Below are 16,837 nucleotides of genomic sequence, written 5' to 3'. Positions count from 1 at the left end.
ACGACGCATAAGCCTTGCGGCCTGTTGCGGTATCTAGTGTTTCTATCCGCACGCCCCGGGCGGGGCGCGACAAAGAGGTCGGTCACGTAGCCAGCGGGATCGTCTAGGTTTCTATCCGCACGCCCCGGGCGGGGCGCGACTTGTCCGTCAGTTGCCAGCCCCCTTAACGCGGCCCGTTTCTATCCGCACGCCCCGGGCGGGGCGCGACTTTATCGGCCCGGCGCAACACACGCCCCTTAGCGTTTCTATCCGCACGCCCCGGGCGGGGCGCGACCGTTCTGTTTATAACATCATGAAAAATAAAAGCAAAAAGACATGCTTCTGCGAAACACTGAGCATTAGCCGATTTTTGCTTGATGCAAAAGAGTGAGCGAAAATTTTGTTATTAAAATCAATTTATTAAAGAGCTGCGAACCTGACGGGGTTTGGCAAGACAATTGGGGTTCGCAAACAAGAGCAACATTAGAAAACTAAAGGGCCATTCATGTCTAAGGCAGGCTTGGCGCCAATATGTTCGATGCGGTTTTTCCAATTTCGGCCTAAGAAGTAGAAGCGTAAGCTATCTACCTCGTCATCAATCAAGTCGATCAAGCGTTGACGAAAGCGTACCCATTGATCGGGATCTACTTCAATTTCAAACACAGAAAATTGTACCCGCTGTCCTATATCTCGACATGCTTTCGCTACTCGCCGCAGCCTGCCTTCACCGCCCTCTGAAGATGTGCTGACATCATAGCTGACTAGTACCATCATGATATTGCCCTCAGTGTGCTATTTCCAAAGGAAGGGTGGGTAAGCATCTAGGTCGCCCCGCAGGTGACGTGCCATTAGCTGAGCTTGCAGTATGGGCAGCATGCCGATGGGGGATTTTTCATCAATAAAGGTATGCAATAGTTCTTCACGCTTTCGTTCTTGGTAGGCGGTCAGAACCAGCTTGCGGGCATCATCTATCATCACGACGCCATTGCTTTCCGTCACTTCAAAGTCCTTTTCGCGTAGCTGGCGTCGATTGATAAGCGAAAGGGCTAGGCGGTCACCTAGTAAAGGGCGGAACTCTTCAGCAAGGTCGAGTGCAAGGCTTGGCCGCCCTGGGCGATCACGGTGTAAAAAACCAACGGCGGGATCTAAGCCTACGCTTTCTAGCGCAGAACGGCAGTCATGAGTGAGTAGCGTATAAAGAAACGATAATAAGGCATTAATACGATCACGAGGAGGGCGACGATTACGTCCTTTAAACTCAAAAGCATCTCCTTCTTGGCGCACTAATAAATTGAAGACGCTGAAATATACTTGAGCGGCTTCGCCTTCCAGACCCCGAAGCTCATTGGTTGTGGCAGGTTGTAGTAAATTACGTGCGATGCGACTTAACCGGTCACGAGCCGCTTCAAGGCGCTGGCGATCTTGAAGTGGCATCTTGCTGCCATAATCACGAATGCTTCGGGCGAGAACAGCGCGTTGGTTATGGACTTTACCAATCAAAAGGCTGCTGACTAGGCTCGAACAGTAGGCATCGCTATCACTGACACGATATTGGGTTCGCCTAAGTAATACATTGCCAGAGACGGGGCCTTCAATACGCGCTAAGAATTTCCCATTGGGTGATAGGTGAGTGATGGTAACACCTTGTTCAGCGCAGAACCCCATTAACGGAGGAGACACTAGCACGCGTCCAAAGCATACAAGGGACTCCAGCATATGAATGGGAAGCCTGGCATGCTCTTTCCCTTCTACCTGCATGACAATATTGGCGCCTTCTTTTTTAAGCCAAGCACCTTCAGTGGTGATATACAGTGAGTTTAGTTGTCGTCGCATTGGCGTGACTCATCCAGGGTATCAAGTTGGCGGGTAAGCCAGCGGCTTGCGGAGCGTTGCTTGCTAAACACTTGAGGTTGGCAAATATTGATAAGGGAGCAGTGGTCACATTTTTTGGCATCGTAAAGAGCAGGTGGTGTCTGCTGTTCATCAAAAATAGCGCGAGTTTGCGCAATGATACGGTGAGTTAACGTGCGGAGAGTGTCATCAAAGACGACTTCTTTGCGCCGTCGTGTTTTGCCGTAAAAGAGCGCGCCAGAGCCGATGTGAATATCTAACATTTCTTCCAGGCAGAGCGCTTGGGCACATAGCTGAACTTCGTCTGCGCGGTGCGCTTTAGGTCGTCCGCGTTTGTACTCAATAGGCCGGACTGTTAGAGGGGATTGACGTTCATCAAATTCTACAACGTCGGCAATGCCGCTTAAGCCCAACAGTTCACTTGCCAAGGGCAATGCCATGGAAGTGTGTACGCCCCGCCGTCGTTGATGTCCCAACTGATCAGCTCGCTCGTGTAACAAGCGGCCTTCGGCAGTATAGCGGTTTTCTGCCCATTGCTGTTCTACATGAATCAGTGCGCACTGGCGCGGACAGAACAGCGTATGCTGTAAGGCTGAGAGCGGGATAGGGCGTGCCTCTTCTTCCATGGCGTTTCACCTATAAATATTCTTCTGCGCTAACTCCAGATGGTAAAGAGTCGTGTGCGATACTTACTTGATAGTCGCTGTAGTGGCGTGCTGGTGTATCTTCTTCTCCAGTTACACGCTGGACGTGCACACTATCGAAGAGTACATGCGCTGGTGCGTTGCCCATGGGGTGATCATGTTTGAAGACAACAAGTTTCCGTGCAGACATCTCGCCACGAGCAGCAGAGCGGTCGTGTTCAAACATATTGATTAGAGAGCGCCATAAAAGGGCTAAATCCTCTTCTGAAAATCCAGTGCGCTCAGCTAGCTTCGCAGATACATAGCCGTGAACGCGGTATAGGCCATAAGGAATAATGTGCTTGCGGCCCATGGTGCGCTCTTTTTCAAGATCCTTTTCATTGGTAACCGCCATACGGGTAATGGAGACTTCCATGGGTATGACGGGGTCAATAGAGCTTGCAAAAGCTACCTGGACCGGGCCGCGTACTTGACCGGAATTGACCTCGGTCGTCATGACAGCACCAAAAGTGCGAACATCGAAAAAGTTATTGCACATCCACTCAGTTACTTGGCGTGCTTTTTCTGCATCCTTGGGAAGCTTTTTAGATTCAGGTTTTATATCTAGCGCTTCATAGGCCTTTTTATGCTGGTTATTGAGTACTGACTTCTCTTGCATATAGATGGCGTAGCCAGCGTCATGCTCTTTTTCTAGAGCAACATAGTTGCGAATTTTACGCTTTAGGCAAACATCAGTGATAAGCCCTTGGTTGGTCTCTGGGTCGAGCCGTGGCAGGTTACCTGCATCAGGGTCACCGTTAGGATTGCCGTTGGTCACATCAAATAAAAGGACAAACTCATAGCGGTTAGCAATAGCAGTCATTCTGAATCTCCTTGCTCAGCTTTTTCTTCGTTATCTGCGCTATCTTTTTTAGCGAATCGTGTTTGTGATTGGTGGTAGTAACCGATGGCAAAACGACCCTGTTCTTCGATACGCAGGCTGCGTGGAAAGGTGTCGCCCAGGCCGCCGATAATCTGGCTGATTTCGTTTTCAATACTGTGTGCAATACCGCCTTTATCTTTTTTACGCATTGATGAAAGGTGGTGCTGTACATTACGTAGCAGCATGGGAAACACGCTAGCGGGTGTGGCGGATGCAGCGCCGTAGTAGCGATCCCGAATGGTGGCATTCAACTCTTTGCCTAGTGCGCCACGTTGGGCGTTTTCTAGTTCGGCAAATAAGCGGCCCAATAAGTAACCTGGATGGGTAGAGCTTTTATCAAGGCTCACGGAAACCTCCTGTTGGTTCGAGTTTGAGTGCGTGGTCAAGCGAGCCTCTCTGGCTAGCACCGCTTTGCAAAGTGCAATGCGTAATCCATTGATATGACCATCACTACGAAAACGCATGACAACATTGGTAAGTAAGGAGCGGGGGTAGCGCTTCCCAGTGATGATGGCGCGCATCATTTCGCCCGCAAGCTGGGGCAGTACATCTTCTGATTTCGGGCGTGCGCCATGAATAGGCGCTGTTTGAAGGGTTAGCCACCAAACACTGGGTGCAATACCCTTCCATGGCGTAGGCTGAATGTTTAGATCCTGGTAATGTTGGGCGTAATGCTTCGTTAAATGCTCTAGGCTATCTACCAGCCAAAAACGCACTGATAAACGGGCAGCGTTTGGAGCAAGTCCGAGTACATAAAATTGCGTTTCGGGTTCCAGTTCTGGTGCGACATCCTTTAACGGGCGGCCATCAGCCACTTGTGCGAGTAGTGAGCCTAGTTTGGTGGCTTCCTGTTCGTCGCTGGGAGGTTGGTTGAGTACCGCAAAAAAGCTTTCCGCCGCTTGGGCAGCCTGTGATGTTTGCGCATTTGCCCAGAAAACCAGCGTTGTGTCGCCTATTTGTAGGCGTTGTTGGTTGTCTGCATCGCCACGTAGTAAATAATTTAATGCCGTTGTATAGCCAAAAATTGCCGATGTGGAGGTAGCAGCGTTTTGGTTTTTACGAAAGCCGTAAGACTCATACGCCTCGCTGTTAAAAGATACTAGCGAAGCGCCTGATGATTGTGCGTCTCTAACTCCCTTAATGGCGGGGTGGTCCGTGCCTAGTGTGGAGTCTTCACCGGTGATTAAGCACTGTCCATAAATGCCGGTATTTTCTTCGAGGGTAGTGCTCCAAATTTGGCGAGCGTTATCGTTTTCATGTAGGTATTGTCGTTGTCCATCTAGCCGAAAAATAATATTGCTATCTAATACCTCCTCGCTATAACCGGGTATTGAGGATAGCGTTTCAGGTTGCCATTGATCTAAGAGTTTCAAAAATGCTAGGAGTGATTTGTCATCACTGTTACGGAAAAGCTCAAGCTGACGCGCTTTGAATGCCGCATGTTCATCACTTAGGCGCTTACCTTCTCCAGCCGTTATACCTAGCGAATAAGCAGTTTTATCCCAGAGTGGGTAGGCGTGAATACCTGATGTGCGTCTTTTATCAACGGGCACCTGATAAGGGCGGGCACGGGGCTTTTTGCCAGTAGTGTCACGTAGATCATCGATTTGTTGCGGCTCACCATTTTCGTTAAATACTAGAGCGAAGCTGATTTTTTCTGTACTAAAGCCGGGCTGCGGTACTTTGTTTTCTTTAGCTAGTCGATGGTAGTAGTCATTGAGAGCGGTTAATATCATGCTAATGCCTCCTGAAATGGAGGTACTTCAATCACGCCATCGTGCATCTTGGCACGAAAAAAGCGGGATGTTTTACCGTTAGCAAAATCGATATCGTGGAGCATGTAACCGAGATCTTTTTCCCCGGTTAGTATGGGGTCAAAGGGCGGAAGAGGCTGTTCTGGCTCAATTAACTCAAAATTAGCTGGGAATTCGCGGGTGCCCATACACGGTGTATGAAAGCACTGTCCCTGGCGGGCGCGGCGGTTGAAAATATCAAGATGTTTGCCAGGCGTGTCGCTATCGTCCGCACGCGGGGTAAATTCAAAGTGCGCCTCGATAACGTAAGCCACATTGCGCAAAAGGGTGGCGGCTCTCTGTTGACGGTTCTGATCAACAAAGTAAGCTACATCATCAACGCGTCCTGCTTTCATGGCTTTGGTTACAGAAGCAGCTGAGAGCTTGCCGCCGACTTCATTACGTCGCAGCGACTCGAACTGAATTGGCTTAAGCACATGGATTCGGTCTACGCACCAGCGTATAGCAGGTTTCCAGTGGATTGCTTCTAAAATCCCGCGTGCTGCCGAGGGTGTTATCACGTCATAGGATACACGCTCTACCTTCATCTCTGGCCGCGTAAAGCAGGCCCGGTCACCCCAGATATGCAGTCGAACACCATATGACATAACAGCTTCCTATGTAGTTTTATATATTTACCACTGTAAACTTTCAGCGCGCATAAAGGTTGGGTCGCTCCAATTCAACCCCAATGCTTCATGGTAGAGGTCTTCATTGACCAGTAGCATAAACTGCTCACCAAATTTGTCTGGCTCTATGGGGGCAATAGCTTCGGCCTTCTCTAAGGCTCTGAAGCCGTTATGCGGCACCTGGACTGTATAGAGCTGTAATTTTCGGGCAATGCGACCTGGACTAGTCGCAAACGCGAGGTCTTTTATCGCTTTACGTGCTTCACAGTCCAAGGGAATAATGACGCTCTTTTGATTGTTGTCGATGAGGCGAAATTGCTTTTCGAGGGTCTCAAATGGCAGGCCATCAATGCCACTTTTTTCTATCAGCGAGAGCAATTGGTGTTTGTCGAGCTGATCAGCCCCTTGCTGCCAGTAAAGCAGCTTGAAGTACGCATCAATGGCTTCAAGCGAGAGAGGGTCATGACTATGCTTGCGTAGCACTTCACGCGTGGCTTGGGCAAACTGTTTTAGCTCTGGTGGCGGCGCCCATTCTTCATTTGCTGTTGCAAAAATACGTACTTCGCTTTCTTCTGGGGTTCGTTTGCCTTCACGATTACAGCGCCCAGCAGCTTGCGCTATGGAATCGAGCCCTGCTTCAGCACGCAACACTCTTGGAAAATCAACGTCTACGCCTGCTTCTATGAGTGATGTGGAAATCACACGACATGGTTTGCCAACTGCTAGAGTTTCACGAATTTGTTGTAATACCTGCCTTCGATGAACGGCGTACATGGCAGTAGTGAGGTGAAAAACTCCGGGTTGACCGGCCAGTGATTCGTACAGTGCTCTGGCATGGCGGCGATTATTGACAATGCACAGTACTTGTTCGACGTCTAAGAGTTCGTCGCGTAATTGAGCATCATCTAAGCTGCCGATATGCCGCACTGTCACCCGCTTTAGTTCTCGGTATAGTTTTTTGGGATCGGGGGCTAACTCCTCTACGTCTTTGAACCCACCCGCGAAACTATGCTCTGCATCATCGGTTTCAAGAAGGGCTGGTTGGGTAGCGGTACAGAGCACAATACTAGCGTGATAATTCAGTGCGAGTTCATCCAGCGCAGCAACACTTGGCCTCAGCAAGGGCAGGGGCATGGTTTGAGCTTCATCCAGAATTACGACGCTGCGGGCAATATTGTGTAACTTGCGGCAGCGTGATGTTTTGGCAGCAAACAGACTTTCCAGAAATTGCACGGAGGTCGTCACGATAATCGGCGCATCCCAGTTTTCACTGTCGCGCTTGAGTTTATCAAGACTCGTTTTGTCGCCTTTTGACGCTGTTTCAGCATCGAAGGTGCTATGGTGTTCTAAAACTGTTTCCGCGCCATATTTACCTAACGCATGCCGAAATACAGCAGCGTTCTGTTCGACAATGCTGGTAAAGGGAATAACGTAGATCACTCGATCCATGCCATGCCTGATGGCGTGATCTAGCGCAAAGGCGAGAGAAGCGAGTGTTTTGCCACCGCCCGTAGGCACTGTGAGAGTGAAGCAGCCGGGCTTCATTTCTGCTTTGTTACGTACTTCGCGCAGGATATGCCCGCGTAACCGATTAATGCCTTTTTCGGTGTCGAATTTTGCCAGATGCTCATTGAGCGCTTCACGAAGCTGCTTTAAAGAAGTGCCACCACCACGCCGCTGCGCTAAGCCGGTTTCATGCTTGGCGTAGAAGGTTTCGGTATCGATATAGTCTGCATCAACTAAACATGAAAAAAGCATGCGCGCTAAAAATGCATATTGCAAAAATGCCCGATCACGACGTAGCTTAAAATGCTCGGGAGGAAGTAGCGTCTCGGGCAATTTAAGCTCTTTTTGCCACTGAGTATTAATGACGGGTATGTCAGCTTTTAATCGGTCTTTGAGGGGCGTTCGCTCTCCCGCATCTCGGCCATTAGCTAAGCCTGCGTGGTGGCCTACAATGACATAAGCCAAAAGGTCTCCCAGGCCACCAGGAAAATATTTCTTCGCAATAATGGCGCCTGCTGTTGAGTGATCAACGCGCTCAGGAGAGCCTTTCAGCCGTCTTTGAAAGGGCTCGCTGTACTTGCCTAAATCATGCAAAAGCCCCGCTGCATAACCGGCATCTGCCATACCAAAGCGTTCAGCGCGCGTTGCCGCCATTTCTGCGACACAGAGCAGGTGATCGTCTAGTGCTTGCCAAGCTTGCTGACCAGTTTCAGGAAGCGAATGAGCGTAAAAGCGTGGCAGTTCGGATGGCATTTGAGTGACTCATCAAGATTAATAATTTAGTCACCTTAGCTTTAAACTACCCACTTTTTCTATAGCAAAATGCTTACATCGTGTAAGCCATTACTTACCCTCAAGGCAGTCATGGCCCCCCGCCGCGCTTTTGCCTACAATAGACCCCTTTGTCACGGCCTTTGAGAGCCGTGTTTCACTGAATTCTGGCCAAGGGATAACTCATGCTCGATCCGAAACTGCTGCGCGGCGATCTTGATGCAACTGCGCAACAACTGGCCCGCCGGGGCTTCGAACTCGATAAAGCGGCACTGCAGGCGCTAGAGTCGCGCCGTCGTGAGTTGCAAACCCAGACCGAACAGTTGCAGAACGAGCGTAATATGCGCTCCAAAGCGATTGGTAAGGCCAAAGCCAATGGCGAAGATATCCAGCCGCTGCTGGATGAGGTGAGCGACTTAGGTGACCGTTTGGATGCTGCTAAGCGCGAGCTGGCCGAGGTACAGGCTGAGTGGGATGACGCGATTAGCGGTATTCCCAACCTGCCCCATGAGAGCGTGCCGGAAGGCAAGAACGAAGACGATAACGTGGAGCTGCACCGCTGGGGCACGCCGCGTGAGTTCGACTTTGAGGTGCTGGACCATGTGGATTTGGGTAAGAAGTCCGGCTATCTCGATTTTGAACTGGCGGCCAAGCTGACCGGCGCGCGCTTTGCAGTGATGCGCGGGCCCATCGCTCGCCTGCATCGCGCGCTGGCGCAGTTTATGCTGGATACGCAAACCCAGCAGCACGGCTATGAAGAGTGCTATGTGCCTTACATGGTGAATCGCGATTCGCTGATGGGTACGGGCCAGCTGCCCAAGTTCGGCGAGGATCTGTTCAAGCTGAACGACGAGCGGGAGTACCACTTGATTCCCACCTCAGAAGTACCGCTGACCAACTTCGTGCGTGATGAGATCGTCGAGCTGGCTGCGCTGCCGATGAAGCTCACGGCGCATACTCCATGTTTCCGTTCGGAAGCTGGCGCTTATGGGCGCGATACCCGTGGCATGATTCGTCAACACCAGTTCGATAAAGTCGAGATGGTGCAAATTGTGGAGCCGGAGAAGAGCTATGAAGCGCTGGAAGAGATGCGCGGCCATGCAGAAGCCATTCTGCAGGCGCTTGAGTTGCCGTATCGGGTGGTGACGCTGTGTACGGGCGACATGGGCTTTGGCGCGGCAAAAACCTACGATTTGGAAGTGTGGCTGCCGAGCCAAAACACCTACCGGGAAATCTCCTCTGTGTCTAACTGCGAAGATTTCCAGGCGCGTCGGATGCAAGCCCGTTACCGCCACCCTGATTCCAAAAAGCCTCAGCTACTGCATACGCTCAATGGTTCGGGTTTAGCAGTAGGGCGTTGCCTGCTGGCGGTGCTCGAAAACCACCAGCAGGCCGATGGGTCGATTACTGTTCCGGCTCCCCTGCAGCCCTATCTAGGCGGCCTCGAGCGTCTTGCCCTCTAAGCGCCCACTCGACGTTCACCCCGGCATCGATGCGAATGGTGCCGGGGCGGTAGTCGCTGGCTGAACCGCTGCCCATAGCGTCACTTTCGGCGCGCATGGCCATCATGCGGGGTTGAAAAACCGGCGCTTGGGTCTCTTCAATGTGTTGAACAGGGCCAAGCGTGACATCTAGCGTGCTCGCCATAAGGTCGGCTTTATGGCGGGCTTTTTCTAACGCTTTTGTCAGTGCTTCGTCGGTGGCGGCGTCGCGATCCTGCAGGTCAAACTGCACACCATCTAACGCATTTACACCAGCGTCAATCAAAGCGTCCAGCACATCGCCTAATTGGTCTATATTAGTTAGCTCAACGCTGAAGGGGCGTTCTAAGCGGGTGCGCATCAGCGTCTCTTGTTCGCCGTTGTCGTTGCGCGGGCCTGCGACATGCTCAGGATACACGTTCAGGGAGCCTGCATTGATGGCGCGTTGCTCAATGCCGATCTCTTCCATGGCGGCAATCAGCTCGCTGGCACGCTGCTCAAGCCGCTCGCGGGCGCTGCCCAGGGCTTCGCTATCGGTGTCTTCTAAGGTTGAAACCGCTGGGGTGTTTTCCCACAAACGTGCAGAGAGCGTGGCTTTATCGGGTTCAACTTCCACCCATGACTGCGCCTGAACGTGAAGGCTTGGCGGAGCAGGCGGCGCGGCGTAAGCCATAGGGGTAGTCAATAGGGCAAACAAAGCGCTACCCACGATGCCGTAGCGGAGGCGTTTAAAGTGTTGCATTGCTGTATTCATAGGTCACTTCCTTGCTAAGAGAGCCAATGAGCAGAGTAGGCTAACTAATATTGTGTATCGCTGTTTGGAAGGAAAGGTTGCCATAAAGTTCGCTGGCAAAGAGTAGACGGAAAACAGTTGCTTTTTGTGGATGACGCTTCGAATTCAAGTTCATTTTAACCTTTTCACTTACTATCCTAGCCTGTTCCTACTTTGTCATGGACGCCTCGCGCCCATGAATTGTGGCTATTTACCCCTTCGGGAGAAAGTCGATGAAGGCAAGCAAGCACTCGCCCAGAGCGTTGTTGTGTTCAGTACTATTGTCCATTCCTCTGTTCGGTCAAGCGGAGACTGTGAATTGGACAAATTGGCTCACTGGCCAGATAAGCAAACATCCGGATGTTATGGCGGCGACAGAGCAGGCGGCAGCCCGGAATCAGGATGCTGAGGCAAGCGAACAACCGCTGTATAACCCGGAGCTGTCTGTTGGAGCAGACAGAACGGGCAGTGACAACAACTTTGTGGCAGGGCTATCACAAACGATCGATTGGTCTGATCAACAGGGTGCGCTAAAGGACAAGGCAAAGCTGATCAGGCTTTCCGCTGAAGCTGATTTGAACGAGGCGGTTTTGGCACAAACGTCCGAGTCGCTGTTTGCGCTTGTCGAGTGGCGCGCGGCGACGCGTGCCGAAGAAATTGCGGAATCCCAGCAACACCGTCTGAATGCCTTGCTGGAGCAGGTTGAGCAACGCCAGCAGGCGGGCGACCTGGGGAGTACCGATGCAGAGTTGCTTTTTTTAAGCCTTTCTCAGCAGCTCAGTGAACTCGCCCAGGCAAAGGCCGCAGTTGATCGAGCAGAAACTCAAGTTAGAGAACGTCTGCCGGACTGGAGGCCTCAGGATGGGGGAATCCCCGGGCACATTTGGCCGGCTCTTGCTTCCAGGGTCGATAACGACAATTTGCTGGATCATCCGTCAATTGCTGCTGCCCGCGCGAGGTGGCAGGTGCTGCGGAGCGAAGCCGAGGTGGTCAGTCGCAGAGCGACGGCATCTCCCACGGTCGGGCTGAGCGGAGGGCGTGATGGCGGTGGGAACCTGGTTGGCCTGACGTTCTCGATCCCTCTGAACGTCCGTAATAACTACAGCGCTGAAACCCGGGCTGCGAATCGACGGGCTCTGGAGGCCGAAGCGCGGTTTCAGGCGCTCTACCGGAAACGACAATATGACCTGGCAGGCGCTCGCGCTTCCTGGAAGCGATACGACAAGCAACTCCGTCGATGGAAAGAACTATCCCAGGGGCGTGTACAGCGAAGTGCCGATTTGCTTGAGAAGCAGTGGCAGGTCGGCGACCTCTCCACCTCTGAGTATCTCCAGGCGCTGGGCCAGCGCGCGGAGAGCCTGAAAACCGGTATTGAACTGGAAAAGCAGGCGCAGTTGGGTCTGATTGAGCTCTTGAGCCAGTCTGGCGAACTGATCACCCTCTTCCAATACTAGTCTGGAAACTGGATATTCATTATGAAAAAAGCTCTGATTTCAGTATTCGCATTGACGTTGCTTACAGCCCCACTTTCTTTTGTACAGGCAGAGGAAGATGCTCATCAGGAAGCCGGTCATGATCATGCTGCCAGTGGCGACGATCATCAGGAAGTCACCGGTGAGGAGGGCGAGTATAAGGAAGATCATGGTGAAGAAGGTGAGCATGAGGAGGAAGGTGAGCATGAGGAGGAAGGTGATCATGAAGAGGAAGGGGGGCACGGCCACGAAGACGAGAACGGTGGCCATGAAGAAGCGGCCACCGCAAGCATCAATGCCAAACAGAAAGAGCTCGCCGGCATTGAAGTAGCAACCCTTGAGAGCAAGCGCGTTGACTATGAAATCTACGCTCCCGGTGAGCTGCTGACCAACGGCTATACCAGCTATCACGTGTCCCCCCGGGTTGCCTCAGTGGTGCTGCGGCGTCACGTGGAACTGGGTGAGCACGTAACCAAGGGCCAGCCGCTGGTAACCCTGTTCAGTGAGACGGTGGCACAGGCGCAGGCGGATTACAGGAAAGCTTTTCCTGAATGGAAGCGAATCAGCGGGCTGGGTCGTTCCGTGGTTGGCGATCAGCGGTTCAATACAGCGAAAGCCAACATTGAAGCAGCAAGGGCGACTCTGCTTGCTTACGGGCTGAACGATGATGACATTGGTGCGTTGAAGGCCAGCGGGGTGGATAGTCTCGGTGAATACATGCTCAGGGCTCGCGTGGATGGTGCAGTACTGACCGATGAGTTTGAGCAAGGACAAAGAGTTGAGGCTGGCCAGCCGCTGGTGACTCTTGCTGATGAGAGTGAGCTTTGGGTAGAAGCCCATCTGCCAGCAAGCTCCGACATTGTTCTAGAGAAGGGCGCGGAAGCCGAAGTCAGGGCAGCGGGTCGTGTGGGCGTGGCAACGGTGTCCCAGGAAGCCCACACCATTGATCCTGTGACCCGCACGCGGATTGTCAGGCTGGAGCTGGACAATCCTGAAGATCGTTTTCATCCAGGAATGTTCGCAGATGTGTATTTTCGTTTTAAGACCAGCGAGCCGGTGCTTGCCGTGCCGGAGACTGCATTGATGCGTGGCGCGGACGGCGACTGGACGGTCTATGTGGAAGAGGCCGAAGGCGAGTATGAACCCGTGGAAGTGGAACTGGGCCGCTCAATAGGCGGGCTCCGTGAGGTTTCCGGCCTGGCTGCGGGCCAACGAGTCGTTTTGCGGGGCGCATTTTTTGTGGCCTCTGAGATTGCCAAAGGCGGCTTTGATCCGCACAACCACTGATTCCGGGAGTCATTATGTTCAACCGAGTAGTCGACTGGGCGGTTCAGAACCGCCTGTTGGTTCTTATTGCGCTTGCAGTGCTTATCGCCACGGCCGCGTTTCAGATACCAAAACTGAATCTTGATGCTTTCCCCGACGTTACAAACGTCCAGGTCGCTGTTAATACAGAGGCGCCCGGACTTGCGGCTGAGGAAGTCGAGCAGCTGATCACCTATCCCATTGAATCGGTGATGTATGCGTTGCCGGATGTTGAGGAGGTTCGGTCCATCTCCAAAACCGGGTTGTCTGGTGTCACCGTGGTCTTTAAAGAGGGCACGGATATCTATTTCGCGCGCCAACTGGTTTTCGAGCGGTTGCAGGCCGCGCGGGAGCTGATTCCGGACGGGGTCGGGGTGCCTGAAATGGGGCCGAATTCGTCCGGTCTTGGCCAGGTCTACCAGTACTTGCTGATAGCGGACCCGGATTCGGGGTACGACGCAATGGAATTGCGCAGCTTGCACGACTGGCTGGTCAAACTGTTGCTGATACCGGCTGAAGGGGTTACGGAAATCCTGTCGTTTGGCGGAGAGGTCCGCCAGTACCAGGTTAACCTGAACCCGGCGCGAATGCTGTCCTATGACTTATCACAGAACGATGTCATGGAAGCCCTGGAGAACAACAACTCCAATGTTGGGGGCTGGTATATGGGCCGCGGGCAGGAGCAGTTGGTTATTCGCGGTATGGGCTGGCTGGGTAATGGCGAGCAGGGGCTCGAGCAGATCCGTCAGGTGCCCGTTAAAACCAGTGATGGCATTACAGTGACAGTGAACGATGTCGCCGAGGTAGCGCTGGGCACTGAAATTCGCCAGGGTGCGGTAACCATGACCCGGAAGGATGAAGCCGGTCAGGTTGAACAACTGGGTGAAGTGGTTTCTGGCATTGTACTCAAACGAATGGGGGCCAACACAAAAGCCACCATCGACGGCATCGAGGCCCGCATTGATCGCATAAATCAGGCGCTTCCGAGTGGGGTTCGTTTTGAGCCCTATTACAACCAGGCGGATCTGGTGACCAAGGCCGTAGAGACGGTGACCAATGCGCTTTTGTTGGCTTTTGTGTTTATTGCGATTGTGCTTGCCCTGTTCCTGATGAATCTGCGGGCAACAACGCTGGTGCTGCTTTCAATACCGATTTCCATCGGGATTGCCCTGATGATCATGGCCTGGTTCGGTCTCTCGGCCAACCTGATGTCTCTGGGCGGTATTGCTGTGGCAATTGGCATGCTGGTGGATGGCTCTGTTGTTATGGTTGAGAACATTTTCAAGCATCTGACCCATCCCGATGCTGAGCATGACGCCCACCGGAATGAGTTGGCTGAAGGCGACCCCGATCCGCTGGATGCATCGCACGATGATCGTGGCATTGCACTTCGACTGCAGGAAGCGGGCCGGGAAGTGGCGCGGCCGATCTTTTTCGCGACGGCGATTATCCTGGTCGTTTTCATGCCTCTGTTCAGCTTTGAAGGTGTGGAAGCCAAGCTGTTCCAGCCAATGGCAATCAGCATCATGCTGGCTATCGTGTCGGCGGTGATCGTCGCTCTGGTGGTTGTACCCGCGCTGGCGTCATACATGTTCCGTAAGGGTATCCGGGAGCGGGAAAGCTTCATTCTAAAACCCCTGGAAAAGCTCTATCGCATGGGGCTTGCCTGGTCACTGAAGCATAGCCGCGTGGTTGTTGGCGCGGCGGCTGTTCTTGTTGTGCTGGCGGCGCTGGTTGTTCCACGACTGGGCACGGAGTTCGTGCCTGAACTGGAAGAGGGAACGATCAACCTCCGGGTGACTCTGGCTCCCTCATCAAGCCTCGATACGGCGCTTGAAGTGGCGCCAAAACTGGAGGCCATGCTGATGGAGTTTCCAGAGGTGACTTACGCTCTGTCCAGGGCTGGCCGAGCAGAAATAGGCGGCGACCCGGAGCCAGTTAACAACATAGAGATCTATATTGGCTTAAAACCAACTTCGGAGTGGACCAGCGCCAGTAATCGCTATGAATTGCAGGCTCTGTTTGAGGAGAAGCTCGAACAGCACCCGGGGCTACTGTTTAACTTTTCTCAGCCTATCGCGACTCGGGTTGATGAATTGTTGTCAGGTGTTCGTGCGCAGTTGGCCATCAAACTCTTTGGCCCGGATCTCGACGTACTGGCGGAGAAAGGCCAGCAGATTGAAGCGGCGGTCCGAACAGTTCAGGGAACACGGGATGTGGCCATGGAGCAGATTGCCGGTGAAGCGCAGTTGGTGGTTCAGCCAGACCGTCAGGCACTTTCCCGGTACGGACTCGCCGTGTCTGATGTGATGAGTGTCGTCCGGGACGGACTGGGTGGTGCCGCCGCGGGCCAGATCATCAACGGAAATGAGCGGTACGATATCTATGTGCGCCTGGCCAAACGTTTCCGGGAAGACCGGGATGCCATTGCTGATCTCAGGTTGCAGGCGCCTTCCGGAGCCTGGGTGAGACTCGGCGATGTGGCCGATGTGTCTATTGAGTCCGGCCCGCCCCAGGTGCGCCGCGACGACGTTCAGCGCCGTGTGGTCATTCAGTCCAATGTGCAGGGTCGTGATATGGGCAGTGTGGTTGCCGATATTCAGGATGTTATCGCGTCAGAAGTGAACCTTCCCCCCGGCTATTCGGTGGATATTGGTGGTCAGTTCGAAAACCAGCAGCGAGCTCAGAAACGATTGACCATTGTGGTACCTGTATCTCTGGGGCTGATTGCGCTGTTGCTCTACTTCGCTTTCAGTTCGGTTGGTCAAGCGCTGTTGATTCTGGTCAACGTGCCGCTTGCCGTAATTGGTGGTGTCTTTTCGCTCTGGGTCTCCGGCCAGTATCTTTCAGTGCCCAGTTCCGTTGGATTTATCACTTTGTTTGGTGTGGCGGTGCTCAACGGGGTCGTTATGGTCGAAAGCATCAATCAGCGAATACAGGATGGGTTGAACGTGGATACCGCGGTGTTTGAAGGTGCCGTCTCCCGTTTGCGTCCTGTCTTGATGACAGCAATAACCTCGGCGCTCGGTTTGATACCGATGCTGTTGTCGACGGGCGTGGGAGCGGAAATCCAGAAGCCACTGGCCAGCGTGATTGTTGGTGGTCTCGTGACTGCAACTTTCCTGACACTCTTTGTTTTGCCGGTTCTGTTCGGTCGCTTTTCAAGAGCCAAGGTGAGTGATATCCAACGGTAAAAAATGGGAGAAGCCGCGCTGCGTCATCGACGGTTGCCTTTCTGGAGGTTTTCTAATCCGGAAGTGGCAGTAGAATGACAATGCTGGCTCCTCCGTTTTTTGAGGTACCCATGTTCATCTGTCCGAGGTTGTCTTCGACAATCTCGGACACGATGGACAATCCGAGCCCAAAACCGGCGACCGTTTCATCCAGCCTGGTACCCCTGTTCATGACAGTGGCTGCCGCCTCGGGAGAAATTCCGGGGCCATCGTCCGCTACTTCTATGGAGAGTCCTGATGACGTGCGGGCGATTGTAACGTCGACGGTTGTCTGGCACCACTTCCCGCCATTTTCGAGTAAATTGCCAAGTAGCTCTGAAAGATCCTGTCGCTCCATTGGCCAGCTGAAGTTTTCAGGTAAGTTGGTGTGGAGGCGAAAAACCGTGTCAGGGAAGATTTTTTCCATAACGGTGATGACACTTGCCGTGATTTCAACCGGCATGCACGTCCGTCCCATCTGTCTGCCTGATATGTCTGCT

The 16,837-nt window shown here is 52.9% G+C and carries 13 protein-coding genes; 4 read left to right on the top strand and 9 right to left on the bottom strand.

Features of this window, described 5'->3' with window-relative positions; all coding sequences use genetic code 11:
* Positions 1-462: 462 nt before the first annotated feature.
* Genes cas2 through A3220_RS07650 form a run of 7 tightly spaced genes read right to left on the bottom strand, consistent with a single transcriptional unit; the run spans position 463 to position 8,077 of the window.
* Positions 463-753, bottom strand: coding sequence for a CRISPR-associated endonuclease Cas2 (cas2, locus tag A3220_RS07680; RefSeq protein WP_062374255.1), 291 nt, complete (start codon positions 751-753; stop codon positions 463-465).
* Positions 754-771: 18 nt separating this feature from the next.
* Positions 772-1,812 (bottom strand): type I-C CRISPR-associated endonuclease Cas1c, encoded by a 1,041-nt coding sequence (gene cas1c / locus A3220_RS07675; RefSeq protein WP_062374253.1) that lies wholly within the window; start codon positions 1,810-1,812, stop codon positions 772-774.
* On the bottom strand, positions 1,797-2,456 hold the full coding sequence (gene cas4, locus A3220_RS07670; RefSeq protein WP_062374250.1) for a CRISPR-associated protein Cas4: 660 nt from the start codon (positions 2,454-2,456) through the stop codon (positions 1,797-1,799). Before cas4 ends, cas1c begins: the two co-directional genes overlap by 16 nt.
* 10 nt (positions 2,457-2,466) lie before the next feature.
* Positions 2,467-3,336, bottom strand: a complete 870-nt coding sequence (gene cas7c, locus A3220_RS07665) for a type I-C CRISPR-associated protein Cas7/Csd2 (protein ID WP_062374248.1) — start codon at positions 3,334-3,336, stop codon at positions 2,467-2,469.
* Positions 3,333-5,132 carry a type I-C CRISPR-associated protein Cas8c/Csd1 gene (gene cas8c / locus A3220_RS07660; protein ID WP_062374244.1) on the bottom strand — a complete coding sequence of 600 codons (1,800 nt, stop codon included), beginning with the start codon at positions 5,130-5,132 and terminating at the stop codon, positions 3,333-3,335. The genes cas7c and cas8c overlap by 4 nt, the downstream gene beginning before the upstream one ends.
* Positions 5,129-5,797 carry a type I-C CRISPR-associated protein Cas5c gene (cas5c, locus tag A3220_RS07655; RefSeq protein ID WP_062374241.1) on the bottom strand — a complete coding sequence of 223 codons (669 nt, stop codon included), beginning with the start codon at positions 5,795-5,797 and terminating at the stop codon, positions 5,129-5,131. The genes cas8c and cas5c overlap by 4 nt, the downstream gene beginning before the upstream one ends.
* 27 nt (positions 5,798-5,824) lie before the next feature.
* Positions 5,825-8,077 carry a CRISPR-associated helicase/endonuclease Cas3 gene (locus A3220_RS07650; protein ID WP_062374239.1) on the bottom strand — a complete coding sequence of 751 codons (2,253 nt, stop codon included), beginning with the start codon at positions 8,075-8,077 and terminating at the stop codon, positions 5,825-5,827.
* Between the two features lie 203 nt (positions 8,078-8,280).
* Here A3220_RS07650 and serS point away from each other — a divergent pair, with 203 nt between their 5' ends.
* The gene (gene serS, locus A3220_RS07645) at positions 8,281-9,558 is read left to right on the top strand and encodes a serine--tRNA ligase (RefSeq protein WP_062374236.1); all 1,278 of its coding nucleotides are present in this window, start codon (positions 8,281-8,283) and stop codon (positions 9,556-9,558) included.
* On the opposite strand, the gene A3220_RS07640 is transcribed toward serS, so the two are convergent.
* Positions 9,500-10,330: an SIMPL domain-containing protein gene (locus A3220_RS07640; protein ID WP_062374234.1), complete on the bottom strand. Its 831-nt coding sequence runs from the start codon at positions 10,328-10,330 to the stop codon at positions 9,500-9,502. The genes serS and A3220_RS07640 overlap by 59 nt on opposite strands.
* A gap of 251 nt (positions 10,331-10,581) precedes the next feature.
* Here A3220_RS07640 and A3220_RS07635 point away from each other — a divergent pair, with 251 nt between their 5' ends.
* The 3 genes from A3220_RS07635 to A3220_RS07625 are packed head-to-tail and all read left to right on the top strand — an operon-like array spanning position 10,582 to position 16,319.
* On the top strand, positions 10,582-11,802 hold the full coding sequence (locus A3220_RS07635) for a TolC family protein (RefSeq protein WP_062374231.1): 1,221 nt from the start codon (positions 10,582-10,584) through the stop codon (positions 11,800-11,802).
* A 21-nt stretch (positions 11,803-11,823) separates the two neighbouring features.
* The gene (locus tag A3220_RS07630; protein WP_062374228.1) at positions 11,824-13,107 is read left to right on the top strand and encodes an efflux RND transporter periplasmic adaptor subunit; all 1,284 of its coding nucleotides are present in this window, start codon (positions 11,824-11,826) and stop codon (positions 13,105-13,107) included.
* Positions 13,108-13,121: 14 nt separating this feature from the next.
* Entirely contained in the window at positions 13,122-16,319 is a 3,198-nt protein-coding gene (locus tag A3220_RS07625) for a CusA/CzcA family heavy metal efflux RND transporter (protein ID WP_062374225.1), read from the top strand.
* Between the two features lie 52 nt (positions 16,320-16,371).
* On the opposite strand, the gene A3220_RS07620 is transcribed toward A3220_RS07625, so the two are convergent.
* A partial coding sequence (locus tag A3220_RS07620; protein ID WP_252860433.1) for an ATP-binding protein occupies positions 16,372-16,837 on the bottom strand: 466 nt, incomplete at its 5' end.

It is taken from the genome of Halomonas sp. KX33721 (assembly GCF_001596805.1).
GTDB lineage: Bacteria > Pseudomonadota > Gammaproteobacteria > Pseudomonadales > Halomonadaceae > Vreelandella > Vreelandella aquamarina.
Note: the sequence above shows the minus strand (reverse complement) of the source record. Positions and strands in the feature narration are given on the sequence as shown.